Origin of the sequence: Shimwellia blattae DSM 4481 = NBRC 105725, from assembly GCF_000262305.1 — a bacterium.
GTDB lineage: Bacteria > Pseudomonadota > Gammaproteobacteria > Enterobacterales > Enterobacteriaceae > Shimwellia > Shimwellia blattae.
In genome coordinates, this window is sequence record NC_017910.1 from 1,414,232 (window position 1) to 1,439,176 (window position 24,945).

At 59.9% G+C, this 24,945-nt stretch carries 24 protein-coding genes; 15 read left to right on the forward strand and 9 right to left on the reverse strand.

The genetic code is table 11. The features are described from left to right. Positions 1-44 precede the first annotated feature (44 nt). Positions 45-272, forward strand: a complete 228-nt coding sequence (locus EBL_RS06525) for a hypothetical protein (RefSeq protein ID WP_002439870.1) — start codon at positions 45-47, stop codon at positions 270-272. Here the strand turns inward: EBL_RS06525 and sanA are convergent, their stop codons facing one another. The 5 genes from sanA to EBL_RS06550 form a co-directional block, all read right to left on the reverse strand. Further along, positions 273-998 carry an outer membrane permeability protein SanA gene (sanA, locus tag EBL_RS06530; RefSeq protein ID WP_002439871.1) on the reverse strand — a complete coding sequence of 242 codons (726 nt, stop codon included), beginning with the start codon at positions 996-998 and terminating at the stop codon, positions 273-275. A gap of 129 nt (positions 999-1,127) precedes the next feature. Then, positions 1,128-2,012, reverse strand: a complete 885-nt coding sequence (gene cdd, locus EBL_RS06535; protein WP_002439872.1) for a cytidine deaminase — start codon at positions 2,010-2,012, stop codon at positions 1,128-1,130. 127 nt (positions 2,013-2,139) lie between these two features. Next, positions 2,140-2,835, reverse strand: a complete 696-nt coding sequence (locus tag EBL_RS06540) for a CidB/LrgB family autolysis modulator (protein WP_002439873.1) — start codon at positions 2,833-2,835, stop codon at positions 2,140-2,142. Next, positions 2,832-3,233, reverse strand: coding sequence for a CidA/LrgA family protein (locus tag EBL_RS06545; RefSeq protein WP_002439874.1), 402 nt, complete (start codon positions 3,231-3,233; stop codon positions 2,832-2,834). Before EBL_RS06545 ends, EBL_RS06540 begins: the two co-directional genes overlap by 4 nt. 134 nt (positions 3,234-3,367) lie before the next feature. Beyond that, a complete protein-coding gene (locus EBL_RS06550) occupies positions 3,368-4,285 on the reverse strand; it encodes a LysR substrate-binding domain-containing protein (RefSeq protein WP_002439875.1) in 918 nt (305 codons plus the stop codon). 122 nt (positions 4,286-4,407) lie between these two features. Here EBL_RS06550 and mhbT point away from each other — a divergent pair, with 122 nt between their 5' ends. The 6 genes from mhbT to dusC all read left to right on the forward strand — a co-directional run bounded on the left by mhbT (position 4,408) and on the right by dusC (position 10,417). Then, on the forward strand, positions 4,408-5,754 hold the full coding sequence (mhbT, locus tag EBL_RS06555; RefSeq protein WP_002439876.1) for a 3-hydroxybenzoate transporter MhbT: 1,347 nt from the start codon (positions 4,408-4,410) through the stop codon (positions 5,752-5,754). Between the two features lie 28 nt (positions 5,755-5,782). After that, positions 5,783-6,838 carry a gentisate 1,2-dioxygenase gene (gtdA, locus tag EBL_RS06560; RefSeq protein ID WP_002439877.1) on the forward strand — a complete coding sequence of 352 codons (1,056 nt, stop codon included), beginning with the start codon at positions 5,783-5,785 and terminating at the stop codon, positions 6,836-6,838. Positions 6,839-6,855: 17 nt separating this feature from the next. Beyond that, positions 6,856-7,557 (forward strand): fumarylacetoacetate hydrolase family protein, encoded by a 702-nt coding sequence (locus tag EBL_RS06565; RefSeq protein ID WP_002439878.1) that lies wholly within the window; start codon positions 6,856-6,858, stop codon positions 7,555-7,557. A 14-nt stretch (positions 7,558-7,571) separates the two neighbouring features. Continuing rightward, positions 7,572-8,213 carry a maleylacetoacetate isomerase gene (gene maiA, locus EBL_RS06570; RefSeq protein ID WP_002439879.1) on the forward strand — a complete coding sequence of 214 codons (642 nt, stop codon included), beginning with the start codon at positions 7,572-7,574 and terminating at the stop codon, positions 8,211-8,213. A gap of 13 nt (positions 8,214-8,226) precedes the next feature. After that, complete coding sequence (locus tag EBL_RS06575) at positions 8,227-9,420, forward strand: 3-hydroxybenzoate 6-monooxygenase (protein WP_002439880.1); 1,194 nt, start codon at positions 8,227-8,229, stop codon at positions 9,418-9,420. 64 nt (positions 9,421-9,484) lie between these two features. Further along, positions 9,485-10,417, forward strand: a complete 933-nt coding sequence (dusC, locus tag EBL_RS06580; protein WP_002439881.1) for a tRNA dihydrouridine(16) synthase DusC — start codon at positions 9,485-9,487, stop codon at positions 10,415-10,417. 11 nt (positions 10,418-10,428) lie between these two features. On the opposite strand, the gene EBL_RS06585 is transcribed toward dusC, so the two are convergent. Next, positions 10,429-11,013, reverse strand: a complete 585-nt coding sequence (locus EBL_RS06585) for a DedA family protein (RefSeq protein WP_002439882.1) — start codon at positions 11,011-11,013, stop codon at positions 10,429-10,431. A gap of 195 nt (positions 11,014-11,208) precedes the next feature. Between EBL_RS06585 and EBL_RS06590 the strand changes: the two genes are divergently transcribed. Together EBL_RS06590 and pbpG are read left to right on the forward strand one after the other, a co-directional pair. Continuing rightward, positions 11,209-11,796, forward strand: coding sequence for a Yip1 family protein (locus EBL_RS06590; RefSeq protein ID WP_002439883.1), 588 nt, complete (start codon positions 11,209-11,211; stop codon positions 11,794-11,796). 169 nt (positions 11,797-11,965) lie between these two features. Further along, positions 11,966-12,892: a D-alanyl-D-alanine endopeptidase gene (pbpG, locus tag EBL_RS06595; protein ID WP_002439884.1), complete on the forward strand. Its 927-nt coding sequence runs from the start codon at positions 11,966-11,968 to the stop codon at positions 12,890-12,892. 42 nt (positions 12,893-12,934) lie between these two features. Here the strand turns inward: pbpG and dld are convergent, their stop codons facing one another. Then, the gene (dld, locus tag EBL_RS06600) at positions 12,935-14,668 is read right to left on the reverse strand and encodes a D-lactate dehydrogenase (protein ID WP_002439885.1); all 1,734 of its coding nucleotides are present in this window, start codon (positions 14,666-14,668) and stop codon (positions 12,935-12,937) included. A gap of 192 nt (positions 14,669-14,860) precedes the next feature. Here dld and bglX point away from each other — a divergent pair, with 192 nt between their 5' ends. From bglX to EBL_RS06625, 5 genes are all read left to right on the forward strand, one after another. Continuing rightward, the gene (bglX, locus tag EBL_RS06605) at positions 14,861-17,161 is read left to right on the forward strand and encodes a beta-glucosidase BglX (protein WP_002439886.1); all 2,301 of its coding nucleotides are present in this window, start codon (positions 14,861-14,863) and stop codon (positions 17,159-17,161) included. Positions 17,162-17,305: 144 nt separating this feature from the next. Next, positions 17,306-18,217, forward strand: a complete 912-nt coding sequence (osmF, locus tag EBL_RS06610; protein WP_002439887.1) for a glycine betaine ABC transporter substrate-binding protein OsmF — start codon at positions 17,306-17,308, stop codon at positions 18,215-18,217. Positions 18,218-18,222: 5 nt separating this feature from the next. Further along, positions 18,223-19,374 carry an ABC transporter permease gene (locus EBL_RS06615; RefSeq protein ID WP_002439888.1) on the forward strand — a complete coding sequence of 384 codons (1,152 nt, stop codon included), beginning with the start codon at positions 18,223-18,225 and terminating at the stop codon, positions 19,372-19,374. Then, the gene (locus EBL_RS06620; RefSeq protein ID WP_002439889.1) at positions 19,361-20,296 is read left to right on the forward strand and encodes an ABC transporter ATP-binding protein; all 936 of its coding nucleotides are present in this window, start codon (positions 19,361-19,363) and stop codon (positions 20,294-20,296) included. Before EBL_RS06615 ends, EBL_RS06620 begins: the two co-directional genes overlap by 14 nt. Continuing rightward, entirely contained in the window at positions 20,293-21,024 is a 732-nt protein-coding gene (locus tag EBL_RS06625) for an ABC transporter permease (protein WP_002439890.1), read from the forward strand. Before EBL_RS06620 ends, EBL_RS06625 begins: the two co-directional genes overlap by 4 nt. On the opposite strand, the gene EBL_RS20830 is transcribed toward EBL_RS06625, so the two are convergent. Together EBL_RS20830 and EBL_RS06635 are read right to left on the reverse strand one after the other, a co-directional pair. After that, positions 21,005-21,112, reverse strand: a complete 108-nt coding sequence (locus tag EBL_RS20830; protein ID WP_014715940.1) for a membrane protein — start codon at positions 21,110-21,112, stop codon at positions 21,005-21,007. The two genes, EBL_RS06625 and EBL_RS20830, sit on opposite strands and share 20 nt — an antisense overlap. A gap of 118 nt (positions 21,113-21,230) precedes the next feature. Beyond that, entirely contained in the window at positions 21,231-23,465 is a 2,235-nt protein-coding gene (locus EBL_RS06635) for a TonB-dependent siderophore receptor (protein ID WP_002439891.1), read from the reverse strand. A 253-nt stretch (positions 23,466-23,718) separates the two neighbouring features. Between EBL_RS06635 and fes the strand changes: the two genes are divergently transcribed. Then, positions 23,719-24,939 (forward strand): enterochelin esterase, encoded by a 1,221-nt coding sequence (gene fes, locus EBL_RS06640; RefSeq protein WP_002439892.1) that lies wholly within the window; start codon positions 23,719-23,721, stop codon positions 24,937-24,939. The last annotated feature ends 6 nt before the right edge of the window (positions 24,940-24,945 follow it).

A 24,945-nucleotide genomic window follows, 5' to 3' on the forward strand; every position in this document is an offset into this window, starting at 1 on the left:
GTCCGGTGGGGGGGCTGGTTGTGCTCTGCACAGGGAGATTTGCCATGATTTTGCGTTCGGATGGCCACTTTGTCATTGTTATTACCCGGGGATTACCGCGCCTGATGTGCCGGGGAAGGGTAGCGGGGGAGATCAGCTGTGAGGAGCGCCAGTTTGTGGTGCGGGTGCATCCGACCATGATGTCACCGGTTTACTGCGGGCGCTACAGTAATCTTGCCCGGGCAACCGCCAGTTTGTGGCACCACCGCCTGCGGGCCGGGACGCAAGAGTGATCACTCCCCGTGGTGTTTTTTCCGCTCCAGCTCAAGTAGCTGATCCGGGCTGACTGCCGGGTATCCCTGAGCGTCGTCTGGCACCACCTGTTTAGCCGGAATCGGCACCAGCGGGCCCAGGAAGCGCGGCTCGCGTTTAAAAATGTACAAGTCTGCCAGCGCACCCAGCCGGGCGCCCACTTCCCGCAGGCGCACAGACCACATATCTTTGGGTGACGGCACCGCATAGCACTGGGCCTGGATCCCCGTATGCAGGGCGATAAACAGCGCCCGTTCGCAGTGGAAACGCTGGGTAATGATAATAAAGTCGTTGGTGTCGAACACCTTCCGGGTGCGGACAATGGAATCGAGGGTGCGGAACCCGGCAAAATCCAGCACGATATCCGCCGGATCAACCCCGGCGGCAATCAGATCCTTGCGCATGGTGACCGGCTCATTGTAGCTGTTCGTGGCGTTGTCGCCGCTTAACAGCAGGTAGTTTACCTTGCCGCTGTTATAGGCATTGAGCGCCCCCTGGATCCGGTAGCGGTAATACTGGTTGATCACCCCGGTGCGGTAGTATTTGGCGGTGCCCAGCACCACGCCAACCTGGCGGTAGGGCAGGGCCTGCAAATCATCATAAACGTAGGGGGCGGTTTTCCAGCTGATCCAGCGATCCAGGCCAAGCGCAGTCAACAGCATGACGCCGATAATAACCAGCAGACTGAAAAACAGGCGCTTCAACATGAACTTGCGGACTCAGTACCTAAGTGAAAGTAATCTCAAGGTACTGTACCGCCCGCCTCAGCGCAAGGCGTGTGCGAGCAGGTGCGGACTTTTTCGCCAGGGAGGGCACGAAACCCCCCCGCAGCGTGATCAGGCAGGTAAAACGCGCTCAATATTCGTGCAGCCGAGGGATTTTAACGTGGCGACGGTGGCGTCCCACTGCACCAGCAGTGCACTGGCCCGCTCAGCCAGTACCGCCCGGCGGATATCCCGGGGCTGATAACCGGTAAGCCACGCCAGATTCAGCGCGGCCTGTAGCGGCGGGAGCGAGGGATTATAAGCTGCGTTTTCCGCATAACTGCCGGTTACCCGGGTGCCGTCTTTCATTTCCAGCGCCACACCCGAAGGGGAGTCGCTATAGGGGGCATGGCTGCGGTTGGCTGCCGCAATGGCCGCCTGGGCCAGGGCGTCGCCTTCTCCCCGCAACCCGTGGTCCACCTCATCAAGCAGCAGGGTGGTTATCTCCAGATCCCGTGGCCCGAACGCATCCGGTAAATAGTGGCCCAGGGTGTCGGGCTGGCGGCCGGGCAGGTGGATAGCCAGCCCGGTGCCGCTGTTCAGCTCATTCATAAACTGGCGGCAGTGGCCGCAGGGGGTGTAGTTCACGGTAATATCGGTCAGCTGGCGTTCACCGCGCATCCAGGCGTGGGTAATGGCGCTTTGTTCCGCGTGAATGGTCTGCTGCATGGTAGTGCCGGGGAACTCCATATTGGCCCCCAGATAGAGGTTACCGCTTACCCCGCGGGCGACAGCGCCAACATTAAAATGCGAGATAGCCGTATGGGCGCAGGCTGCGGCCAGGGGCAGTAACGCAAAGGCCAGTGCATTATCGTCCAGGCCGCTACGCTGCTTAAGCTGCGCGACGGTGGCGGCACTGAACATGGCCGGGAAATGGTCTGCCGCCAGCAGCGGCCCGAGGGCTGAACGTAACGGCGCTGGCATTGCCGCCAGCACCGGCTCAAAACGAGGATCCATGGCTGTGCCTCATAGTCAGTAACGGACCCGCAGTGTACGGGCCTGGTGCAACTTTATATGTGATCCTCGTCTATCAATTAATGCAAGAAATGTAATTATTGTTTGTTTTATGTGTGTTGGCTCGCATTTAGCCGAAGATCGCCACAATCACCGGGAACAGGAACGGCGCAACAAGCGAGGTAATAATCCCGCAAATTACCAGCGACAGTGAGCTGAATGCCCCTTCCTGGAAGTCCATCTCGGCACAGCGGGCGGTCCCCAGGGCGTGAGAGGCGGCCCCCATGGATAACCCGCGCGCCGCCTTGGTGGTGATGCGCATCAGGCTCAGCAGGGTAGGGCCAAATACCGCACCCAGGATCCCGACGAAAATCACACACACTGCGCTGATGGCCGGAATACCGCCAATGCTGCTGCTGACTGCCATGGCGATAGGCGTGGTGACAGACTTAGGCATAATCGAGGCGGCAATTTGCGGGGTCGCCCCCAGGGACAGGGCCACCGCCGTACCGGTGCACATGGCAACCAGGCTGCCGAAGAAGCAGATGGCAATAATGGATTTCCAGCGGGCGCGGATCTGGTGTAGCTGCTCATAAAGCGGGAACGCCAGGGCAACCACGGCCGGTTGCAGCAGATCATTAAGAATTTTGCTGCCTTTAAAATAATGGTCGTAAGGGATATGGGTAAACATTAACACTGGAATGATCACCAGCATGGAAACCAGCAGCGGGTTTAATAACGGGTTTTTAATTAATGATCCCAGTTTCCGGGCCCCGAAAAATACCAGCAGCGTTAAAGGCAACGACCACCAGATATAACTCATCATTTTTTACCAGCCTCTCTGTGACCAATAATTTTTTTCTCACCGTGGATCAGGTGCGAGCTCCAGCTGACCACCACCAGCACCACTAATGTACTGATAACGCAGGAGACCACCACCGGCCCAAACTGGGTGCGCAGCAGGTCAAAATATTGCATAACCCCAACACCGATAGGGACAAACAGCAGCGCCATATAGCGGATAAGCACATAGCAGCCGGGCATTACCCAGTCAGACGGCATAATTTGCAGCCCCAGCAGCACGAATAAAATCAGCATACCGATAATGCTGCCAGGGATAGTGATAGGAAGCAGGGAGGCAATGCCAATCCCCACATACAGACAGATATAAATCAGGACAAACGCCCGGGCATACTGCCAGATGGTTAATAGTAACTTGTACATGGTGCTCACTCTCTGAAGAACGCATTCATCATACAATTAAACCCTGAAATGTGCTACCGATCACATCATGAATTATGAGCATAACAAAGATTCCGTTAGTGCACGGTATTGCGTGAGGAATTGTTCGCCACTGGTCAGCGTTCTGGTTGTTGCTGAAGGTGCAGAATAAAGCGCTGCAGCGCCGTGGAGGCCTGGAGATCTTTGCGCCAGAACACCCCGACGCTGCCCTGCTGTTCAATGCGCGGCAGGGCCAGAATGGCAAGCTGGCCCTGGCGGGCGTAACGCCGGGCCAGGCGCCAGGAGAGAATGGAGATCATATCGCTGCTTTGCAGCATATTGAGGGTGACATTCATGGAGGCCGATTCAATGGTGTTTTCCGGCATCATGATGCCGTTATCCACCAGCGCGCTGTCGATACTGATACGGATAGGGGTACTGGCAGGCCAGACAATCCAGCGCCAGGAGGCGAGCGCATCCCAGCTGATACCGCTCTGGCGGGCGAGGGGATGATCGGTACGCGCCACAAAACAGACCGGCTCGGTATACAAAACCCGGTAATTGAGCGGCAGATTCAGCGCCTTGCCGCCCACCCGCCCGACCACCACATCCAGATTACCGGCCAGCAGATCCTGTAGCAGCGGCGTCATCACCATTTCAGCTATCTGCAGGTTCAGCTCCGGCATCTCTTCCAGCAGATTCAGGATAGCCTGGGCCACACAGTCGGTCGCCACCGGTGAGCAGCCCACTTTAAGGCTGCCTACCATCCCGCCACGGCGAAACCGCTCCAGCTCACTGCGCGAGCGCTGCACATCGTTGATCACGCGCTGGGCGTGCTCCAGCAGTAATTTGCCGCCCTCCGTCGGGCGCAGCCCCTTACGGTGGCGCTCAAACAGGGCAAAGCCGACATCCTCTTCCAGGGAGAGCAACCATTTGGAGAGCGCAGGCTGGGTGATATTCATCATTCTGGCAACCTGAGTCAGGTTGCCCTGTTCGGCCATCATCACCAGTGTCTGCCAGTGGTGTAAGCGTAATTTCTGGGTCCAGTCTGCCATCCATAACCTCCGGGTTATACCTCTGCCTGAAATACCATTGTACTTTGCATCCCTTCAGTTACAACATCACAACATAAGTAAAACAAACACAACATCTACCCTATATTATCGAGGCACACATTATGACCCTGCGACGTGAGCTCCAGGTGCTGATCGACAGCGCCCCGGTGAGCGCCATTCAGTGGCGCGTCATCATCTGCTGTTTTCTGGTGGTGATGATGGACGGTTTTGATACCGCCGCAATTGGTTTTATTGCGCCGGATATTCGCCAGCACTGGCAGTTAACGGCCGCAGATCTGGCGCCGCTGTTCGGGGCTGGTCTGCTGGGGCTGACGGCGGGTGCACTGCTGTGTGGCCCGTTATCGGACAGATTTGGCCGTAAGCGGGTGATTGAATACTGTGTGCTGTTTTTCGGGGTGCTGAGTTTCGCGTCTGCCTTTGCGCCCGATCTGCACACCCTGATTATTCTGCGCTTTCTGACCGGCCTGGGCCTGGGTGGGGCGATGCCAAACACCATTACCATGACCTCTGAATTTCTGCCCGCCCGCCGCCGCGCGGCGCTGGTCACGCTGATGTTCTGCGGGTTCACCCTTGGCTCGGCGGCGGGGGGAATATTCAGCGCCCTGCTGGTGTCGCTGATTGGCTGGCACGGCATTCTGATTGTGGGCGGGGTGCTGCCGGTTGTGCTGGCGGTGGCCCTGTTCTTCGTGCTGCCGGAATCCCCGCGCTGGCAGGTACGCCGGGGGGCAGACTCCCGCCTGGTTGCTGCCACCCTCAGCCGCATTACCGGTGAGAGCTATCACGGGGTCACCTTCTACCTTAATGAGCCGCCTCCGTCCAGAAACAGCGCCGCAGCCCTTTTTGCCGGGCGCACCGGTCTGATAACCCTGATGTTATGGACCGCCTTCTTTATGAGCCTGTTGATTGTCTACCTGCTGAGCAGCTGGATGCCAACCCTGCTGAACCATCGCGGCATTGATTTACAGCACGCCTCCTGGATAACCGCCGCATTTCAGGTGGGGGGCACTTTCGGGGCGCTGCTGCTGGGCGGGCTGATGGATCGCTACAACCCCTTCCGGGTGCTGGCCGCCAGTTATCTGCTGGGTGCCCTGTGTATCGTGATGATTGGCCTGTCTGAAAACGCATTGTGGATGATGGCGCTGGCGATTTTCGGCACCGGGATCGGCGTAAGCGGCTCCCAGGTGGGCATGAATGCCCTGAGCGCCACGTTATATCCCACCCAGTGCCGGGCCACCGGTGTGAGCTGGGCCAATGCCGCAGGCCGCTGTGGCGCCATTGTGGGCTCCCTGGCGGGCGGCCTGATGATGATGACGAATATCGCCTTTAACACTCTGTTTTTAGTGATTGCTGTACCCGCGCTGATTGCGGCGCTGATGCTGATACTGCTCAACCGGGCCGCTGCGCCCGCCCGCTCAGCCCTGCCGGCGGCCGCGCCGGTGAGCGAGTAAATCAGCCTGCGACTTAAGGAGAATAATAATGTCTGAAACCACCACTGTTACCCCGGACACGCTACAGGCTCGCCGCCTGCAGTATTACCAGCGGATCTCGGATATGAATCTGACCCCGCTGTGGGAATCGCTGCACAACCTGGTGCCGAAAACCCCGAACGCCAACTGCGCCCCGGCTCTGTGGCACTACGATGCCATCCGCCCGCTGTTAATGGAAAGCGGCAAGCTGATTGGCGCCAAAGAGGCGGTGCGCCGGGTGCTGGTGCTGGAAAACCCGCAGCTGCGCGGCGAATCATCGATAACCAAATCCCTGTATGCCGGGTTGCAGCTGATTCTGCCCGGCGAGGTGGCACCCAGCCATCGCCACAACCAGTCGGCGCTGCGCTTTATTATTGAAGGCAGCGGCGCGTTTACCGCCGTTGACGGTGAGCGCACCCAGATGCATCCGGGCGATTTTATTCTGACCCCCCAGTGGCGCTGGCATGACCACGGTAACCCGGGGGATCAGCCGGTGGTCTGGCTTGATGGCCTGGATCTGCCGCTGGTTAACTATCTGGGGTGCGGCTTTGCGGAGGATTACCCGCAGGAGCAGCAGCCGGTTACCCGCCCTGAGGGGGACTATGTGGCGCGCTATACCGCGAATATGCTGCCGCTGCGCCACCAGAAAGGCAACTCGTCACCCATCTTTAACTACCGCTACGAGCGCAGCCGCGAAGCGTTGCAGGACCTGACCCGCTTTGGCGATCCGGATCCCTGGGAAGGCTATAAATTGCGCTACGTTAACCCGGAAAACGGCGGCTACCCGATGCCCTCCATCGGCGCATTTTTACAGTTGTTACCGAAAGGCTTCCGCTCTGAACCTGCCCGCAGCACCGACAGCACCATCTACCACGTGGTGGAGGGGAGCGGCCAGGTGCGGGTGGGCAACCAGACGTTCGACTACCGGGCCAAAGATATCTTTGTGGTGCCCACCTGGCACGATCTCTCCTTCGTTACCCACGAAGAGAGCGTTCTTTTCAGCTTCTCTGACCGTCCGGTCCAGGAAGCTCTGGGATTATTTCGCGAATCACGCCACACATTTTGACTGTAAGGAGCATTAACATGACTCAGTATGTATTCCAGCCACAGCCTGCCGTTACCGTACCGGTTGCCAACAGCGACGCCCAGTTCCCGGTTCACCGCATTTACTGTGTGGGCCGCAACTACGCCGCCCACGCCCGGGAGATGGGGTTTGACCCGGATCGCGAGCCGCCGTTCTTCTTCTGTAAGCCCGCAGACGCCATTGTCCCGGTGGCCGCAGGCACTACCCTTGAGCTGCCATACCCGGCCCAGACCGACAACTACCACTATGAGATTGAGCTGGTGGTTGCCATTGGCAAAGCCGGGCGCGACATTCCGGTAGAGCAGGCCCATGAATATGTCTGGGGCTATGCCACCGGGCTGGATATGACCCGCCGCGACCGCCAGATGGAGATGCGCCAGATGGGCCGCCCGTGGGAAATTGGCAAAGCCTTTGATTTGTCCGCGCCGATTGCACCGCTGCACCCGGCCAGCCAGAGCGCAAGCATTGAAAGCGCGCCTATCTGGTTACAGGTGAACGGTGAAGATCACCAGCGCAGCGATATCCGCCACCTGATCTGGTCAGTCAATGAAACCATCAGCTACCTGTCCGGCTTCTTCGAATTACAGCCCGGGGATCTGATTTTCACCGGTACGCCGGAAGGGGTAGGCCCGGTGGTGAAGGGCGATGTTATCACCGGTGGTGTTGACGGGCTGACCCCGATTGCAGTGAAAGTGGTGTAACGGCGGAGGCAGTCATGAAGTTACTGAGTTTTTTTAACAGCTCCGCCTCATACCGGGTGCGTATCGCCCTCGGGCTGAAGGGCATTGAATACCAGACCGAAGGGGTCAATATCCGCATTGGTGAGCAGCAGCAGCTGGCTTACCGGCGGCTGAACCCGACCGGGCTGGTGCCGACCCTGATTGATGACCAGGGCGATGCCCACGGTCAGTCGCTGGCGATAATCGACTGGCTGGACAGGCAATACCCGGCACAGCCGCTGATCCCGGCGGACGGTGCTGCCCGGGACAAGGTGCTGGAGATTGCCTGCGTGATTGCCTGCGACATTCACCCGATAAACAACATGCGGGTGCTGCGCTACCTGACAGACGAGCTGAAAATCAGCGAAACGCAGAAAAACCAGTGGTACGCCCACTGGATAGCTCAGGGAATGGGTGCGGTAGAGCAGTTACTCAAACGCAGCAGCGGCCGCTTTTGTGTCGGGGATACCCCGACCCTGGCCGACTGCTGCCTGATCCCGCAAATGGCCAATGCCCTGCGAATGAACTGCGACCTGAGCAGCTACCCGCGCTGCCTCGCCGTATGGGAGGCCTGCCAGGGGCTACCGGCGTTTATCGCCGCCGCCCCGGAAAACCAGACAGATAAGATCCCGGCCTGAGGAGGACCCAGACATGGCAAAAGTTAAAAGCGCAATCATTGTTGGTGGCGGTATCGGCGGGGCGGCAACGGCGCTCTCCCTGGCCCGCAAAGGCATTGATGTCATGCTGCTGGAGAAGGCCCACGAAATTGGTGAAATTGGTGCCGGGATCCAGCTGGGGCCTAACGCCTTCTCCGCCCTTGATAGCCTTGGGGTGGGGGAGATAGCCCGCCAGCGTGCCGTATTTACGGACCATATTTCGATGATGGATGCGGTTGACGCTGAGCAGGTGGTGCGCATTGAAACCGGGCAGGCGTTTCGTGACCACTTTGGCGGGCCTTATGCGGTTATCCACCGGGTTGATATTCACGCGACCGTCTGGGAAGCAGCCCTGCGCCACCCGGGCGTGCAGTACCGTACGGCAACCCAGGTGGTGGAGATCCGCCAGACCGGGGACAACGTCACCGTCTGGGACGATAAAGGCAACAGCTGGACGGCGGACATTCTGCTGGGCTGTGACGGGGTTAAATCCGTGGTGCGCCAGTCCCTGCTGGGGGATACCCCCCGGGTAACCGGGCACGTGGTGTACCGGGCCGTGGTGGACGAAGCGGATATGCCAGACGACCTGCGCATTAACGCCCCGGTCCTGTGGGCTGGCCCGCACTGCCACCTGGTGCACTACCCGCTGCGCGGCGGCAAACAGTACAACCTGGTGGTCACCTTCCACAGCCGCGAGCAGGAAGAGTGGGGCGTGCGCGACGGCAGTAAAGAAGAGGTGATGTCCTACTTCCAGGGGATCCACCCGCGCCCGCGCCAGATGCTGGACAAACCCACCAGCTGGCGGCGCTGGTCCACGGCAGATCGTGAACCGGTTGCCAAATGGGGCAATGAGCGCGTAACGCTGATTGGCGATGCGGCACACCCGGTGGCCCAGTATATGGCCCAGGGGGCCTGTATGGCGCTGGAAGATGCCGTCACCATTGGAAAGGCGCTGGAGCAGTGTGATTTTGATGCGGCCCGGGCCTTTGCGCTGTATGAGTCGGTGCGCATTCCGCGCACGGCGCGTATCGTCTGGTCTACCCGGGAGATGGGGCGCATTTACCACGCCGCCGGGGTGGAGCGCCAGGTGCGCAACCTGCTATGGAAAGGGAAAAATCAGCAGGAGTTCTACCGGGCACTTGAATGGCTGTATGGCTGGAAAGAAGAGAATTGCCTGACACCCCGTTAACCCCATTCCGTAACGGCAACGGAGGCGCTACTATAGCGCCTCTTTTTTTTGCTGCGGGCCGAATATGCGTGTATTGCTGGCACCCATGGAGGGGGTTCTTGACTCCCTGGTGCGCCAACTCCTGACCGGGGTTAACGACTATGACCTGTGTATCACCGAGTTTGTCCGGGTGGTGGACCAGTTACTGCCGGAGAAGGTATTCACCCGGCTGTGCCCGGAGCTGAATAACCACAGCCGCACCCCCTCCGGTACGCGGGTACGCATCCAGTTGCTGGGCCAGCACCCCCAGTGGCTGGCGGAAAACGCCCACCGGGCCGCTGAGCTGGGCTCCTGGGGGGTGGATCTGAACTGCGGTTGCCCGTCAAAACTGGTCAACGGCAGCGGCGGCGGGGCGATGCTGCTCAAAGATCCGGAGCTTATCTACCGGGGGGCAAAAGCCATGCGCGAGGCGGTACCGGCCCACCTGCCGGTAACGGTAAAAGTGCGCCTGGGCTGGGAGAGCAGCGAACATAAGTTTGACATTGCCGATGCCGTACAGCAGGCCGGAGCCACGGAGCTTGTGGTGCACGGGCGCACCAAAGCAGACGGCTACAGCGCGCAGGCTATCGACTGGCAGGCGATTGGCGAGATCCGCCAGCGGCTGACCATTCCGGTTATCGCTAACGGTGAGATCCGCGACTGGCAGTCCGCCCGGGAGTGTATGGCGGTGACCGGCTGCGATGCCCTTATGGTCGGGCGCTGGGCGCTGAATATTCCCAACCTCAGCCGGGTTATCAAGTATAACGAGCCCCCCATGAGCTGGCCCGGTGTGGTGGCCTTGCTACAGCGCTATTCCCGGCTGGAGAAAGCCGGGGATACCGGCATGTATCATGTGGCGCGCATTAAGCAGTGGCTGGGGTATCTGCGCAAAGCGTACCCGGAAGCCACGGCGCTCTTTAGCGAAGTGCGGACCTTAAAAACCGCCGGGGAGATCGCCCGGGTTATTCTGGCGCAGTAAAACGCGCCGCGTTATTTACTGCTCTGTGAAGGGGCGCGGCGCTTACGGCGCCGGCGCATCCACAGGCGCAGCCCCACCACCAGTGCCAGCACGATGATCAGCCAGATCCAGTGGCGCAGATGCTGGTTCAGATCGTGCAGCCAGGGGCCAATCAGCTCCCCGCCCAGATACCCCAGCGAGGTAAAAATCAGGCTCCACAACACCGCGCCCAGGATATTCAGCGGCAGAAAAACCCGCGGCGGCAGGTGGCTGGCGCCAATCAGCACGGGGCCGATAATCCGGAAGCCGTACATAAAGCGTGTGCCTATCACAAACAACTTCGGGTGGCCGGTAATCAGGCGCTGGGCCTGGCCGATTTTTTTCCGGTAGCGGGTAAAGCGATTCAGAATCCGGGTGCCAAATTTGCGCCCCAGCAGATACAGCACCTGGTCGCCAATCATTCCGCCCAGCGCCACCGACAGCACCACCAGAATAAACTGCAATAGCCCCTGGTGTGCCGCCACACCGCCTAAAATCGCGAAAGTTTCGCCTTCAGCCATGCAGCCGATGAGCAGGGCCGCATATCCCCAGTGCGCAATAAGAGCGTTGAAATCCATAAAAAAGAAAACCAGCGTGAGGTGAGAATCATCACCGTAAAGCATACACCTTAATTCCCGGCCTGCGAATAATCCGCGCCGGGCCTGCCGGTGGCGGCAAGTGGTAACAAGATATGTGGGCAAAAAGTAAACGAAAGGGGATGCGTTATACTTGCTGATGATGGGTGTTATTGGCGAGATAACCAGGAGGCCTGTATGAACCATATCTGGGGACTTATCTCTCATCCTGCCCGGGAGATGCAGGATATCAAGCGTGAAAATGAAACGGTCAGCCACCACTATGTGCACCATGTCCTGATTATGGCGGCAATACCGGTGGTTTGTGCGTTTATCGGCACCACGCAACTGGGCTGGAATTTCGGCAGCGGCACGAGCGTACGCTTATCGCTCACGACCGGATTTGTCCTTGGTGTGGTGTTCTATGCCCTGATGCTGGCCGGGGTTGCGGTGATGGGGCGGGTTATCTGGTGGATGGCCCGGGACTACCCCCGGCGGCCTTCGCTGGAGCGCTGCATGGTGTTTGCCGGATACGTGGCAACGCCGCTGTTTTTAAGCGGTATTGTCGCCCTGTATCCACTGGTGTGGCTGTGTGTGCTGGTGGGGGCGCTGGCGCTGCTGTATACCGGCTATCTGCTGTATGTGGGGATCCCGTCGTTCCTGAATATCAGCCGCGAAGAGAGTATTAATTTCTCCAGCTCCACCCTGGCTATCGGGGTGCTGGTGCTGGAGTGTCTGCTGGCCATCACGGTGATTTTGTGGGGCTACGGGTATCGTTTATTCTGAATGTGATGCAAAGCCGTGCGATTGGGCGGCTTTGCCGCATTTTGCAAAGATTCCGGGCTGGCGGGGATTATCCTGTGCGGAGTATGATAGGCAGCCAGCTTCGTTGACCTGTGCGGCGCGGGGCGGTGTACATGAACGTACAACAATAAACATCACTTAAAAAGTCACCATGTCGAGAAAATTCCGCCATTCGCTGTTCAGCATGATGCTGGTGGCCGCAATCCCTTTTGCGCCACAGATTGCCCTTGCAAAAGCCCCCTCCGCGCCTGTTCAGGCAAACCAGCCGCAAATTGCCTCCGGCAGTGCGATGGTGGTGGATCTGCAAACGAATAAAATACTCTACGCCAGCCACCCGGATCGGGTACGGCCGATGGCCTCTATCACCAAGCTGATGACGGCGATGGTCACGCTGGATGCCGGGCTCCCGCTCAGTGAGATGCTCAAAGTCGACATCAGCCATACCCCGGAGATGAAAGGGGTCTACTCCCGGGTGCGGCTCAACAGCCAGATAAGCCGCCGCAATATGCTGCTGCTGGCGCTGATGTCCTCGGAAAACCGCGCGGCCGCAAGCCTCGCGCACCATTATCCCGGCGGCTATGATGCGTTTATCCGCGCCATGAACGCCAAAGCCAAAGCGCTGGGCATGACCCACACCCGCTATGTGGAGCCCACCGGGTTATCGGTGCACAACGTCTCCACCGCCCGGGATCTGACCAGACTACTGATGGCGACCCGTAACTACCCGCTGCTGGGTGAGCTGAGCACCACCCGTGAAGATCAGGCCACCTTCGCCAGCCCCGCCTATACGCTGCCGTTTCGTAACACCAACCACCTGGTCTACCGGGATAACTGGGATATTCAGCTGACCAAAACCGGCTTTACCAACGCGGCGGGCCACTGCCTGGTGATGCGCACCACCATCAATAACCGCCCGGTGGCGCTGGTGGTGATGGACGCCTTCGGGAAGTATACCCACTTTGCAGACGCAGGCCGCCTGCGTACCTGGCTGGAAACCGGCAAAGCGTCTAAAGTCCCGGCGGAAGCACTGCAGTATAAAAAGCAGAAATCAGGGCTGATTGCGAAAAACAGCGAGTAATCGGCAAGGGTGCCGGGGAGAGCGTACCCCCCGGCAGGTCTGTCAGTGGTGTGAGTGATCTTCACAGCACCCGGCGTAGTGTTTCTTCTTACTGGTTTTGCCGATCCCCGGGTTCATACTGTTGGTGGGATCGTTCTGATGGTAAAAATCCACCAGCGCAGGCGGCGCTTCATACAGATGCCCGACGTTATGTTCCGCCGGGTACTGGGCGCCGCGCTCGCGCAGCAGGGCCAGCATCTGCTCTTTCACCTCGTGGGGATCGTGGCCTTTTTTAACGATGTAGTCCTGGTGGAATACATGGCATAAGAAGTGGCCGTAGTAGAGCTTGTAGGTCAGCTTGCTGTCTATCTCTGCAGGCAGATGCTCAAACCAGTCTTCATCGTTGCGGCGCAGGGCAATATCCAGCGCCAGGATATCTTCTACCTCATCCGTGTGTACCGCGTGGTAACGAATGGCGGCCCCGGCGGCGGCAAAGCGGTGCAGGAAGGCTTTGGCCCCTTCAGTGGCGGTACAGGCAAAGAAATCCCCCTCTGCGTCTTTGAAAAACTCCGTCAGCCAGGTTTGTGCTTCATTAATCCCGTCACCGGACATCTTTAACAGCAGGTGGTGCTCATACTTGTCGCGCCAGGTCTGCATCCGCTCCGGCAGGTGGCGGGGGAAGAGCTTACCCAGCTTCTGCATAAAGCGGTCAGTAAAGTACGGTTTAACGAACGGCACTTTCGCCAGTGCCGCATCGGTGCGCCCTTTCAGGGTGAAGAAGAACGGCATCTTGTCGGTGCCGAGCTTATCGATCATCAGGAAGGTGTCTTTACCGTACACGGCGGCGATATCGTAGATATCCCGGTGCATATACTCACCGGCCACCGGCAGGTTGCTGAAGTTCGCCAGAATATGGCGGCGGATCTGGCTCAGCACGGCGGGCTGGTTGGTGCCGATATAAAATACCTGCTGGCGTTTTTCCGCCGGGAAGGTGTCCAGCCGCACGGCAAATACCGCCAGCTTACCGGCACAGCCGGAGGCCTCAAACAGGTGGGTGGGGTCCGCGTTGAAACGGGCCGGGGTGTCGGCATCAACATCCCGGACCCGGGCCTCATAGTGGTGATCAGACCCCTGGCGGCCGTCGTGTTCGATATCCGCAGGCTGAATTTGCCCGTCGTCCAGGCGCCCGAGGATCTGCTCCGGGGTGCTCCCCAGGTTGATCCCCAGGTGGTTAACCAGCTGCAGTTTGCCCTCTTCATCAATGCGCGCATACAGCGCCATTTCCGTATAGGCCGGTCCGCGGTGCACCAGGGCGCCGCCCGAGTTATTACAGATCCCGCCAATGACCGAGGCACCAATACAGGAGGAGCCGATAACCGAGTGCGGCTCACGGCCCAGAGGTTTGAGGGCCTTTTCCAGCGAGTAGAGGGTCGAGCCCGGCCAGGCGAGCACCTGCTCCCCTTTGTCCAGCAGTTGCAGGTGGTCAAGACGCAGGGTACTGATGATAACAATCTCGCGATCGTAATCATTGCCGCTGGGGGTTGAGCCTTCAGTCAGCCCCGTGTTGGCCGCCTGCATCAGAATGATTTTGTCTGCGCTGACGCAGGCGCTCAGCACGCGCCACATCTCCAGCAGTGTGCCGGGGAAGACCACGGCCAGAGCATCCCCCTGGCCGGAACGAAAGCCTTTACGGTAGCGGGCGGTTTTTTCCGGGTCGGTCAGAACATGGCTCTTTCCCACCAGGCGCGATAATTCGGAGATAAGCGTTTTGTTGTCTATTGTTGTGTTCGCTGTCATTGTCCACTCCTTGTGGCGGTTTCAGACATGGCCCTAAGCATAGCGCCGCGAAAAGAGTTTATGCTATTAAATTAACTGATTCATCAGCCACTAAGCAGTATAACGTGCTTTTTACCGGCCCCCGGCTGTGTCACACTGCCGGTTTGCTTCGCTGTTACTACTGTTCGCGCCGAAAACAGGAGAACCATAGAGATGAACTGGCGTTTAGCGGCCGCAGTTGCCGCCTGCCTGAGCCTGGCTCCGGCCCTGGCCGGGACCAGCCCCTTCGGGCAACACCCCCTGACGGTACAGGCGCGCGATGCGTTTGTGTCTGACCTGCTGACCAGAATGACGAACGATGAAAAAATCGGTCAGTTGCGGCTTATCAGCGTAGGCCCGGATAACCCGAAATCGGCCATCCGCGACATGATTAAGCAAGGCCAGGTGGGGGCGATTTTTAACACCGTGACCCGCCAGGATATTCGCGCCATGCAGGATCAGGTGATGGCGCTCAGCCGTCTGAAAATCCCGCTGTTTTTTGCCTATGACGTGGTACACGGCCAGCGCACAATCTTCCCCATCAGCCTGGGGCTGGCTTCGACCTTTAACCTTGATACCGCAAGCATTGTCGGCCGGGTTTCAGCCTATGAAGCGGCAGACGATGGCCTGAATATGACCTGGGCGCCGATGGTGGATGTCTCGCGGGATCCGCGCTGGGGCCGGGTTTCTGAAGGCTTTGGTGAAGATACCTTCCTGAGTTCTGCCATGGGCCAGGCGCTGGTGACCTCAATGCAGGGCAAGAGCCCGGCAGAGCGCTACTCGGTGATGACCAGCGTGAAGCACTTTGCCGCCTACGGCGCCGTGGAAGGGGGAAGAGAGTACAACACCGTCGATATGAGCCCCCAGCGCCTGTTTAATGACTATATGCCGCCCTATAAGGCCGCGCTGGATGCGGGCAGCGGCGGGGTGATGGTGGCGCTGAACTCGGTTAACGGCACCCCTTCCACCGCCGACAGCTGGCTGCTTAAAGATCTGCTGCGCGACCAGTGGGGCTTCACCGGTATTACCATCTCTGATCACGGTGCTATCAAAGAGCTGATCAAACACGGCGTGGCCCGGGATCCTGAAGATGCTGTGCGGGTGGCGCTGAATGCCGGTATCAATATGAGCATGAGCGACGAATACTACAGCAAATACCTGCCGGGCCTGCTGAAAAGCGGCGCTGTCAGCCAGCAGGCGCTGGATGACGCCACCCGCCATGTGCTTAATGTGAAGTACGATATGGGGCTGTTTAACGATCCCTACAGCCACCTGGGCCCCCGGGAGAGCGACCCGGCAGAGACCAACGCAGAAAGCCGCCTGCACCGGGAAGCGGCCCGCCAGGTTGCCAGAGAGAGCCTGGTACTGCTAAAAAACCGCCTCAACACGCTGCCGCTGAAAAAGTCCGGCACTATTGCGGTCATCGGCCCGCTGGCCGACAGCAAGCGCGACATGATGGGCAGCTGGTCCGCCGCCGGGGTGGCAGAGCAGTCAGTCACCGTATTGCAGGGGATTAAAAACGCCCTCGGGGAGCAGGCGACCGTCCGCTATGCCAGAGGGGCGAATGTCACTGACGACCAGGGCATAGTGGCCTTCCTTAACCAGTATGAACCGGCGGTCACCATTGATAAACGCACCCCGCAGGCCATGCTGGATGAGGCGGTAAAAACCGCCAGCCAGTCAGATGTGATTGTCGCGGTCGTGGGGGAGGCCCAGGGGATGGCCCATGAGGCCTCCAGCCGCACGGATATTTCCCTGCCCGCCAGCCAGCAGGCGCTGATTGCGGCACTGAAAAAGACCGGCAAACCGCTGGTGCTGGTGCTGATGAACGGCCGCCCGCTTACGCTGGTAAAAGAAGACCAGCAGGCAGACGCCCTGCTGGAGACCTGGTTTGCGGGCACCGAAGGGGGCAACGCCATTGCGGATGTGCTGTTCGGGGATTACAACCCCTCCGGCAAGTTGCCCATGTCGTTCCCGCGCTCGGTCGGGCAGATCCCGGTGTACTACAGCCACCTGAGCACCGGGCGGCCATATAACGCGGATAAACCCAATAAATACACCTCCCGCTATTTTGATCAGGTCAATGCGCCGCTGTACCCCTTTGGCTACGGGCTGAGTTACACCACGTTCAGTGTCTCGCCGGTGCGCATGTCGGCCCCGTCAATGGACAAGCAGGGCAGTGTGACCGCAAGCGTTACGGTGACCAATACCGGCAAGCGGGAAGGGGCCACGGCGGTACAGCTGTACCTGCAGGACGTGACCGCCAGCATGAGCCGCCCGGTGAAGATGCTGCGCGGCTTCAAAAAAGTGGCCCTTAAACCCGGCGAGGCGACCACGGTCAGCTTCCCGATAGACGTTAACGCGCTGAGCTTCTGGAATGCCCGGATGCAGCACGCCGCCGAACCGGGGGCCTTTAACGTTTATATTGGCCTTGATTCCGCCCGGGTGCAGCAGGGGGAATTTACCCTGAAGTAACCCTTTCCCGGGCCGGTTCCTCCGGCCCGGTTACCCCCGGCGTTCTTTTGCGCATTTGTTAGCAATTTATTAACCCATTGTCAGGTATTCGGTTACTCTGTTATAACCGCATGAAAGCGGGAACAAAATGACGAGGATTGATCTATGCGGCGCATCTGTGCGGGTCTGGCCGGGTTACTGGCGCTGGTTGTGGCGGGTGCCCAGGCAGCAGAGCCGGTGAAAGTGGCATCAAAAATTGATACGGAAGGGGCACTGCTGGGTAACGTGATTATCCAGGTGCTGGAAAGCCACGGCGTAAAAACCATTAACCGCCTGCAGCTCGGGCCTACTGCCGTGGTGCGTGGCGCTATTATCGCGGGGAATATTGATATTTACCCGGAGTACACCGGCAATGGCGGGGTCTTTTTTCAGGATCCACAAGATCAGGTGTGGAAAAACCCCCAGCTGAGCTACGAGCGCATTAAAGCCCGGGATCTGGAAGATAACAAACTGGTCTGGCTGAAACCGGCCCCGGCCAACAACACCTGGACCATTGCGGTGCGCCAGGATCTGGCAAAATCACAGGGGCTGGTCTCCCTGGCGGATCTCAGCCGCTACCTCAAACAGGGCGGTAAATTTAAACTGGCGGCCTCTGCGGAGTTTATCGAGCGGGCGGATGCGCTACCGGCTTTCCAGCAGGCTTATGGCTTCGAGCTTAAGCCTAATCAACTGCTCTCTCTGGCCGGGGGGGATACCTCCGTCACCCTGAGAGCGGCAGCGGAGCAGACCTCCGGCGTGAACGGGGCTATGGCTTACGGGACCGATGGCCCGGTAGCGGCCCTGGGCTTACAGACCCTTACCGATCCGCAAAATGTTCAGCCGGTGTATGCCCCGGCGCCCGTGATCCGCGAGCCGGTTCTGGCGGCCTATCCGAAAATTGAAACCTGGCTGGCGCCGGTGTTCTCCGCCCTTGATCAGAAAACCCTGCAGACCCTGAATGCCCGTATTGCCGTAGAAGGGCAGGACGCAGGTACTGTGGCCCGGGACTGGCTGAAAAGCCGCAAATTTATTAAATAGGGCTGATGGCGTCTAACCGGGTTCTGTGGCTACTGCTGGTGCTGATGACCGGCGCGCTGATTTTTCTGCCGCTGGTGAATCTGGCGCCCAACCGCCTGGTGTCCGGCACACCGCTGATGGTCTGGTCCCCGGGGGCGGTGGTGCTCTGGCTGCTGGCCCCGTTGCTGGGGCTCTGGGGGCTGTGCCTGTTGGCACCCGGGCGTAACGGGCTGATCCTGCTCTGCTGCCAGCTGCTCTTTACCTGCGCACTGTGGATGCTGGGCCAGCTGGCAGACCAGCTGATGCAGCACAGCGGCAGCCTGGCCCGGGTCACGCCGGGCAGCGGCTGGTGGGTAGTGCTGGCCGGTAGCCTGCTCGGGGCGATGGATGCCAGCCAGCGCCTGACACCGCGCCCGCTGTACCGGCTGGCGCTGAACCTGCAAATCTGGCTGCTGCCGGTGCTGATGCTGGCGGGCGGCTGCTTTTCTGCGACGTCACTACTGCGTGAATACCACAACCGGGCGGATGTTTTCCAGGCGGCTCTGGCCGGGCATTTGCTGTATCTGCCCGGGGTGCTGGTGCCCGGATTACTGATAGCGCTCCCCGCTGGCTGGTGGTGCCAGCGCTCCGCCCGGGCGCGGCGCACGCTGCTGCCGTTACTCAATATTATCCAGACCGTACCTTCTGTGGCGCTGTTCGGGCTACTGATTGCGCCCCTGACCCGCCTGGCGCAGCGCTTTCCGGTGCTTGGCGAGTGGGGGATAAGCGGGATAGGGCTGGCACCGGCGCTGGTGGCGCTGGTGCTCTATTCACTGTTGCCCCTGGTGCGCGGTGTAATGTCGGGGCTGGACGCGGTGCCTGCACGCGTTACGGAGAGCGCCCGGGGGATGGGCATGTCCCGGGGGCAACTGGCCTGGCGGGTCGAGCTTCCCCTGGCCCTGCCGGTACTGCTGCGCAGCCTGCGGGTGGTGGCGGTGCAAACCACCGGCCTTGCGGTGGTGGCGGCGCTTATCGGTGCCGGGGGGCTGGGCACGCTTATTTTCCAGGGGCTGCTCAGCAGCGCGATGGATCTGGTATTGCTCGGGGTGATCCCCACCGTTGCGCTGGCAGTGGTTGTCGATACCGTCTTCAGATGCCTGCTGGCATTAGTAGAGGAGAGTCCCGGTGATCGAATTTGACGGGGTCAGCAAATTTTTCCAGGGCCAGCCTGCGGTAGAGGGGCTCAGTTTTACCTGCCGGGAAGGGGCGCTGACCGTACTGGTGGGCACCTCCGGATCGGGAAAGTCCACCACCCTTAAGATGATTAACCGGCTGATCGAGGCCGATCGCGGGGAGATCCGCGTTGCCGGGCGGCCGGTGCGCGAGCATGATCCCCTGGATTTGCGCCGCCAGATGGGCTACGTCATTCAGTCTGTCGGCCTGTTTCCCCACTGGACCGTCGCCCGCAATATTGCCACCGTGCCGCAGCTGCTGCGCTGGCCGGCGGCAAAAACCGACGCCCGGGTAGATACGCTGCTGACACTGCTGGGGCTGGCGCCGGAGATCTACCGCCAGCGTTATCCTCACCAGCTTTCCGGGGGCCAGCAGCAGCGGGTCGGGGTCGCCAGAGCGCTGGCCGCCGATCCCCGGGTATTACTGATGGATGAGCCGTTTGGTGCCCTTGATCCGGTCACCCGCCGCGCCCTGCAACAGGAGGTGCGGCGTATCCAGCAACAGACCCGCTGCACGCTGGTGATGGTTACCCACGATGTGGATGAGGCGCTCTCTCTGGCGGACCATCTGGTGCTGATGGACCGCGGGCGGATTGTCCAGCAGGGCACGCCGGAAGCGCTGCTGACCCGGCCGGTCAGTGAGTTTGTTCACACATTTTTTGCCGCCAGCGATTATGGCATCCGGCTGATGGGCCTGCGCCGGGTGGCGGATTATGTCCGCCCCGGGCAGTGGTGTGCCGGGGAGCCGCTGACCGGTGAGCTTACCCTGCGCCAGGCGCTGTCCTGCTTTATGGCCGCCCGGGTTTTGCGCCTGCCGGTGGTCGACAGCGCAGGCCAGCCGCTCGGGGTGCTGCACCTGGAAGATGCGGTTACCGGGGCAGAGTCATGAGCTGGCTGCGTGAACCGCTGCTCTGGCTGCTGGCGCTGTACGGCGGGCTGCTGCTCTGGTTGCCCCACAGTGCGCCGCTGTTCAGCTGGCTGTTTCCTGAACAGCACAACCCCCTGTGGCGCGGGCAGAGCTTCGCCAGCCTGACGCTGGACCATATGCAGCTGGTGCTGATATCCAGCCTGGTGGCTGTGGTGCTGGGGGCCGGGCTCGGGATCCTGGTGACCAGAGACGCCGGGCGTGAGTTTCGCGCCCTGGCGGAGATCCTGGCCGCAGCGGGGCAGACCTTCCCGCCGGTGGCGGTACTGGCGCTGGCGGTGCCGGTGCTGGGGTTCGGGCGGGATCCGGCCATTATGGCACTGATCCTGTATGGCCTGCTGCCGGTGTTACAGGGCACCCTGGCCGGGCTGGGGGCAGTCCCTTCTGCGGTGAAAGAGGTGGCCCGGGGGGCGGGTATGAGCGGCTGGCAGTGCCTGTGGCGGGTTGAGCTTCCCCTGGCCGCACCGCAGATGCTGGCGGGGATCCGGGTGTCGGTCATTATCAATATCGGGACGGCGGCGATAGCCTCCACCGTGGGGGCAAATACCCTGGGGACGCCAGTCATTATTGGCCTGAGCGGGTTTAATACCGCCTGGGTATTACAGGGGGCGGTGCTGGTGGCACTGGCGGCGATGATTGTAGATCGCGGGTTTGAGCGGCTCAGCCAGGCGCTTACCCGGCATGCAGAATAAGGGTATAACCCACCAGCATGACACCGCCGATACCGCCGAGGCTCAGCAGCACCATAGCGCCGATAATCGCGATTTTACTTAAACGCATCTGTTGCTCCTTTTGTTAACCTGGTGATTATACGGTGAAACGAGGCGGTTAATAAAACATTAAATGCGCGCGGGCGGGCGCAAGAGTGCGGGCCGGGAACCGGCCCGCAGGCAGGGCATCAGAACTGGGTGTTAACGCTCATATACCAGGTCCGGCCGGATTCGTTATAGGTATTGGCGCCTGCGCCATACATATAGCCGGTAGCACCGCCGGTGGTCTGGGCATTACCTTCACGCCAGTGACGCTTGTCAAAGACGTTATCCACACCCGCCGTCAGGCTGAGGTTTTTCGTGGCATCCCAGGTGGCGCTCAGCCCCACAATACTGTACGGGCTGACCTGATCTTTCTCAGAGCCGGTGACCGGCTCGCCTTTATAGTTGTATTTCTTCGGAGTCTGTTTGCCATACCAGGTAAAGGTACTTTGCACCGAGAGATCCTCACGCACCTGATAGCTCAGGGTGGAGTTCAGCGTATATTCCGGGATGATCGACAGGCGATCGCCGGTTTTTTTGTTTTTACTCTGCAACATATAGGTGATGTTGTTGGTCCACATGACCTCGTCGGTCAGCGGCAGGTTCAGGGTGCCTTCCAGCCCTTCAACAACGGCTTTTGGCACGTTCTCCCACTTATAGATGTTGCTGGTGCCGTTGGAATACTCCGCCGAATAGCCGGACTCAATCTTGTCCCGGTAGTCGTTACGGAACCAGGTTACCCCGGCCTGGTAGCCGTCGTGCTTCCATTCCAGACCAATCTCTTTATTGATGCTGGTTTCGGCTTTGAGGTCTTTATTCCCCTGCAGGTAGCACGGCGTACCGGTGGCGTAGCACCCCTGACCACGGCTGTAGAGCAGGTAGTTGGGGTTGGTCTGGTACAGGCTCGGGGCTTTATAGGCCCGGGCGATACCCATTTTCAGGGTTAAATCGTCGGTGATGCCCTGGGAGAGGTTCAGCGACGGGCTCCAGTTAGTGCCGACCACGCTGTGGTGGTCATAACGCAGCGCCGGGGTCAGCATGGTGCTGTCGGTCAGCTCAATATTGTCTTCAGCAAACAGGGAGAAGATCTGCGCCTGGCTATAGGGGCTGCGGTTGGTACTGCTGATACCGTTAACGCTGCCGCCAGCCAGTGTCTGGGTGTTTGAGGCGTTATCCTTCATTTTCTGCTGGTTCCACTCAGTCCCGAGGGTCAGGTTCTGGTTAAACAGCAGATCAAAGGGCAGGCTGACCTCACTGTGCAGCATCACATCGCTGAGGTCTATCTGGCTAAAGTTGTCGTTGGAGAAGATCCCCTCCGTACCGCCCGCCAGGCCCTCATTCATGCGCGAGTTACGGGTGCGCTCATACTGTGCCCAGGTGTTGGTGGAGACGCCATTATCCCAGGCGCCGGTCCAGGTCAGGGAGTAGGTCTGGCGATACATACGGTTGGTTTCGTCGCCATATTTTTCCTTAACCAGTGCGTTGGTGTTGGTGTTCTGGGTATCCCCGGCGTAGAGGTTGCCCTGGCGGGTGTAACCCGTTTCAAAGGCCAGGGACTGCATCGGGGCGAAGTCCCAGCGCAGCTGGCCGTTAATGTTTTTATTGATAACCCCTTCACGGCCGGCGGGCATGGTATCGGCGTAGATCCCGGTTCGCTCAGACTCGTGACCGGCGTTGATATTGCGCCCGTCGGCCTGGGTTTTGTCCAGATCGCCCCACAGCCGGAAGCTGACATCCCCGCCCAGCGGCCCGGTCAGGCTGAAGTTGGTGCGCTTTGTGGCCCCTTCGGATTTGTGCTCCGGAACGTTGAAGTAGCTATTCCAGGTGCCGTGCCACTCCTGGCTGCTGGGTTTGGTGATGATATTCACCACGCCCCCGGCGGCACCGTTACCGTAACGGGCCGCTGCCGGGCCACGGATCACCTCGATGCGTTCGATCATCTCCGGCGGCACCCAGTTGGAATCCCCGCGGGTATCGCGCTCGCCGCGCCACCCCTGGCGCACAGAGTTGCGGCTGGTAACGGGTTTGCCGTCTATCAGGATCAGGGTGTTTTCCGGGCCCATACCGCGAATATCTATCTGGCGGTTGTTACCGCGCTGGCCGGAGGTGGAGTTACCGGTCAGGTTAACCCCCGGCATGGTGCGGATGATCTCCGACACGTCGCGGGCCGGCGGGCGTTTTTTGATCTCTTCTGCGGTAATGGTGGAGACCCCCGGCGCCTGCAGGTTTTGCTGGGCGGCGGTCACCACCAGGGTATCTTCGTGCTCTGCGGTCTGAGTGCTGCCCTCGCTGGCGGGGGTTTCTGCTGCCAGTGTGGGAAGCGCGGTGCCATATAACGCCAGCTGAATCAGCATGGCGAGCGTGCGGTGTTTTTTTGTCATTATCAGTATGCCCTGCTTTTAGCTGCCCCCGGTTGACTCCGTCCCACAGGGAAGAGGGCAGCGATGAGAGAGATAACCCCGGGCAGCCCGCGAAATGTGCCCGGGCCGCCTGGTGTAAGCGAACGCTGATGAAATAATTAGCAGCGTAGTTATCGCGGGCAATACGCTATTGCAAATGAAAATAATTATCAATACTATTGCTGTTAATTTTTTACAATTATAATTATTCTCACAATTTACATGAGGTTAGTTAGTGGATCTCTCTACCGGCTCCGCAGTATGGTGGCAGAATATTCTGCGCCAGGGTGTTCCGTCCGTAACCCCTATTGATTCAGAACACTGTCGGGTAGTGTTTTACTGGCGCGATCCGGCCGGTGACGGGGCCCACTCCCCGGTTAAGCGGGTATGGGTTTGTATTACCGGTGTGACAGACCACCACTCACGCCGCGGGCCGCAAACCATGCAGCGGGTGGCGGATAGCGATATCTGGTGCTGGGAGACCACGCTCAGCAGCCGCTGGCGCGGCAGTTACTGTTTTATTCCCTCCGAACGGGAAGATGACTTCCCCCCGCAGGCTTTTGGCCCGCAGCCAGAGAGCATGGCGTTACGCGAGGGCTGGAGCCGGTTATTCCCCGCCGCGATTGCCGATCCACTAAACCCGGATAGCTGGCGCGGCGGAAGAGGGCACCCCGCCTCGGCACTTCAGCTGCCGGATGCCCCGCCGCAACCGGGCTGGGATGCCCCCAACACACCCCATCAGAAGGCCCGCTGCATTGAGTGGCGCAGCAAACGGCTGGGCAACACCCGGCGGGTCTGGCTGTTCACCACCGGTGATGACGCGCCGCACCAGCGCCCGCTGGCCATCATGCTGGACGGGCAGTTCTGGGCCGAAAGTATGCCCGTATGGCCTGCGCTGCAAAAGCAGACCAACGAGGGGGCACTGCCCCAGGCCCTGTATGTGCTTATCGACATCATCGATTTACCCCACCGCAGCAGGGAGCTGCCCTGCAATCCGGCATTCTGGCAGGCGGTGCGTGAGGAGTTACTGCCCCTGGTGCGCAATCATCAGCGCTGGGCCGAAACCCCGGAAACCACCGTGGTGGCCGGGCAGAGTTTTGGCGGGCTCTCCGCCCTGTATGCGGCGCTGTTCTGGCCGCAGACTTTTGGTTGTGTGTTAAGCCAGTCCGGCTCGTTCTGGTGGCCAACTCGCCGGCCAGACGGCGGACCAGGCTGGCTGATAAACCAGTTATCCTCCGGGCAGGTCAGCGCCGCTGGCCTGAAGATTTACCTTGAAGCTGGCCGCAAAGAGCCGGTTATCCTTCAGGCGCATCAGCGCCTGGTCCCCTTATTACAATCTGGCATCGGTGCCGTTAACTACCATCTGGTCGATGGCGGGCATGATGCGCTCTGCTGGCGCGGAGGGCTGATAACCGGCCTGATGGCCCTGTGGTCACCCGCACGGCAGAAACCCTAATGGTTC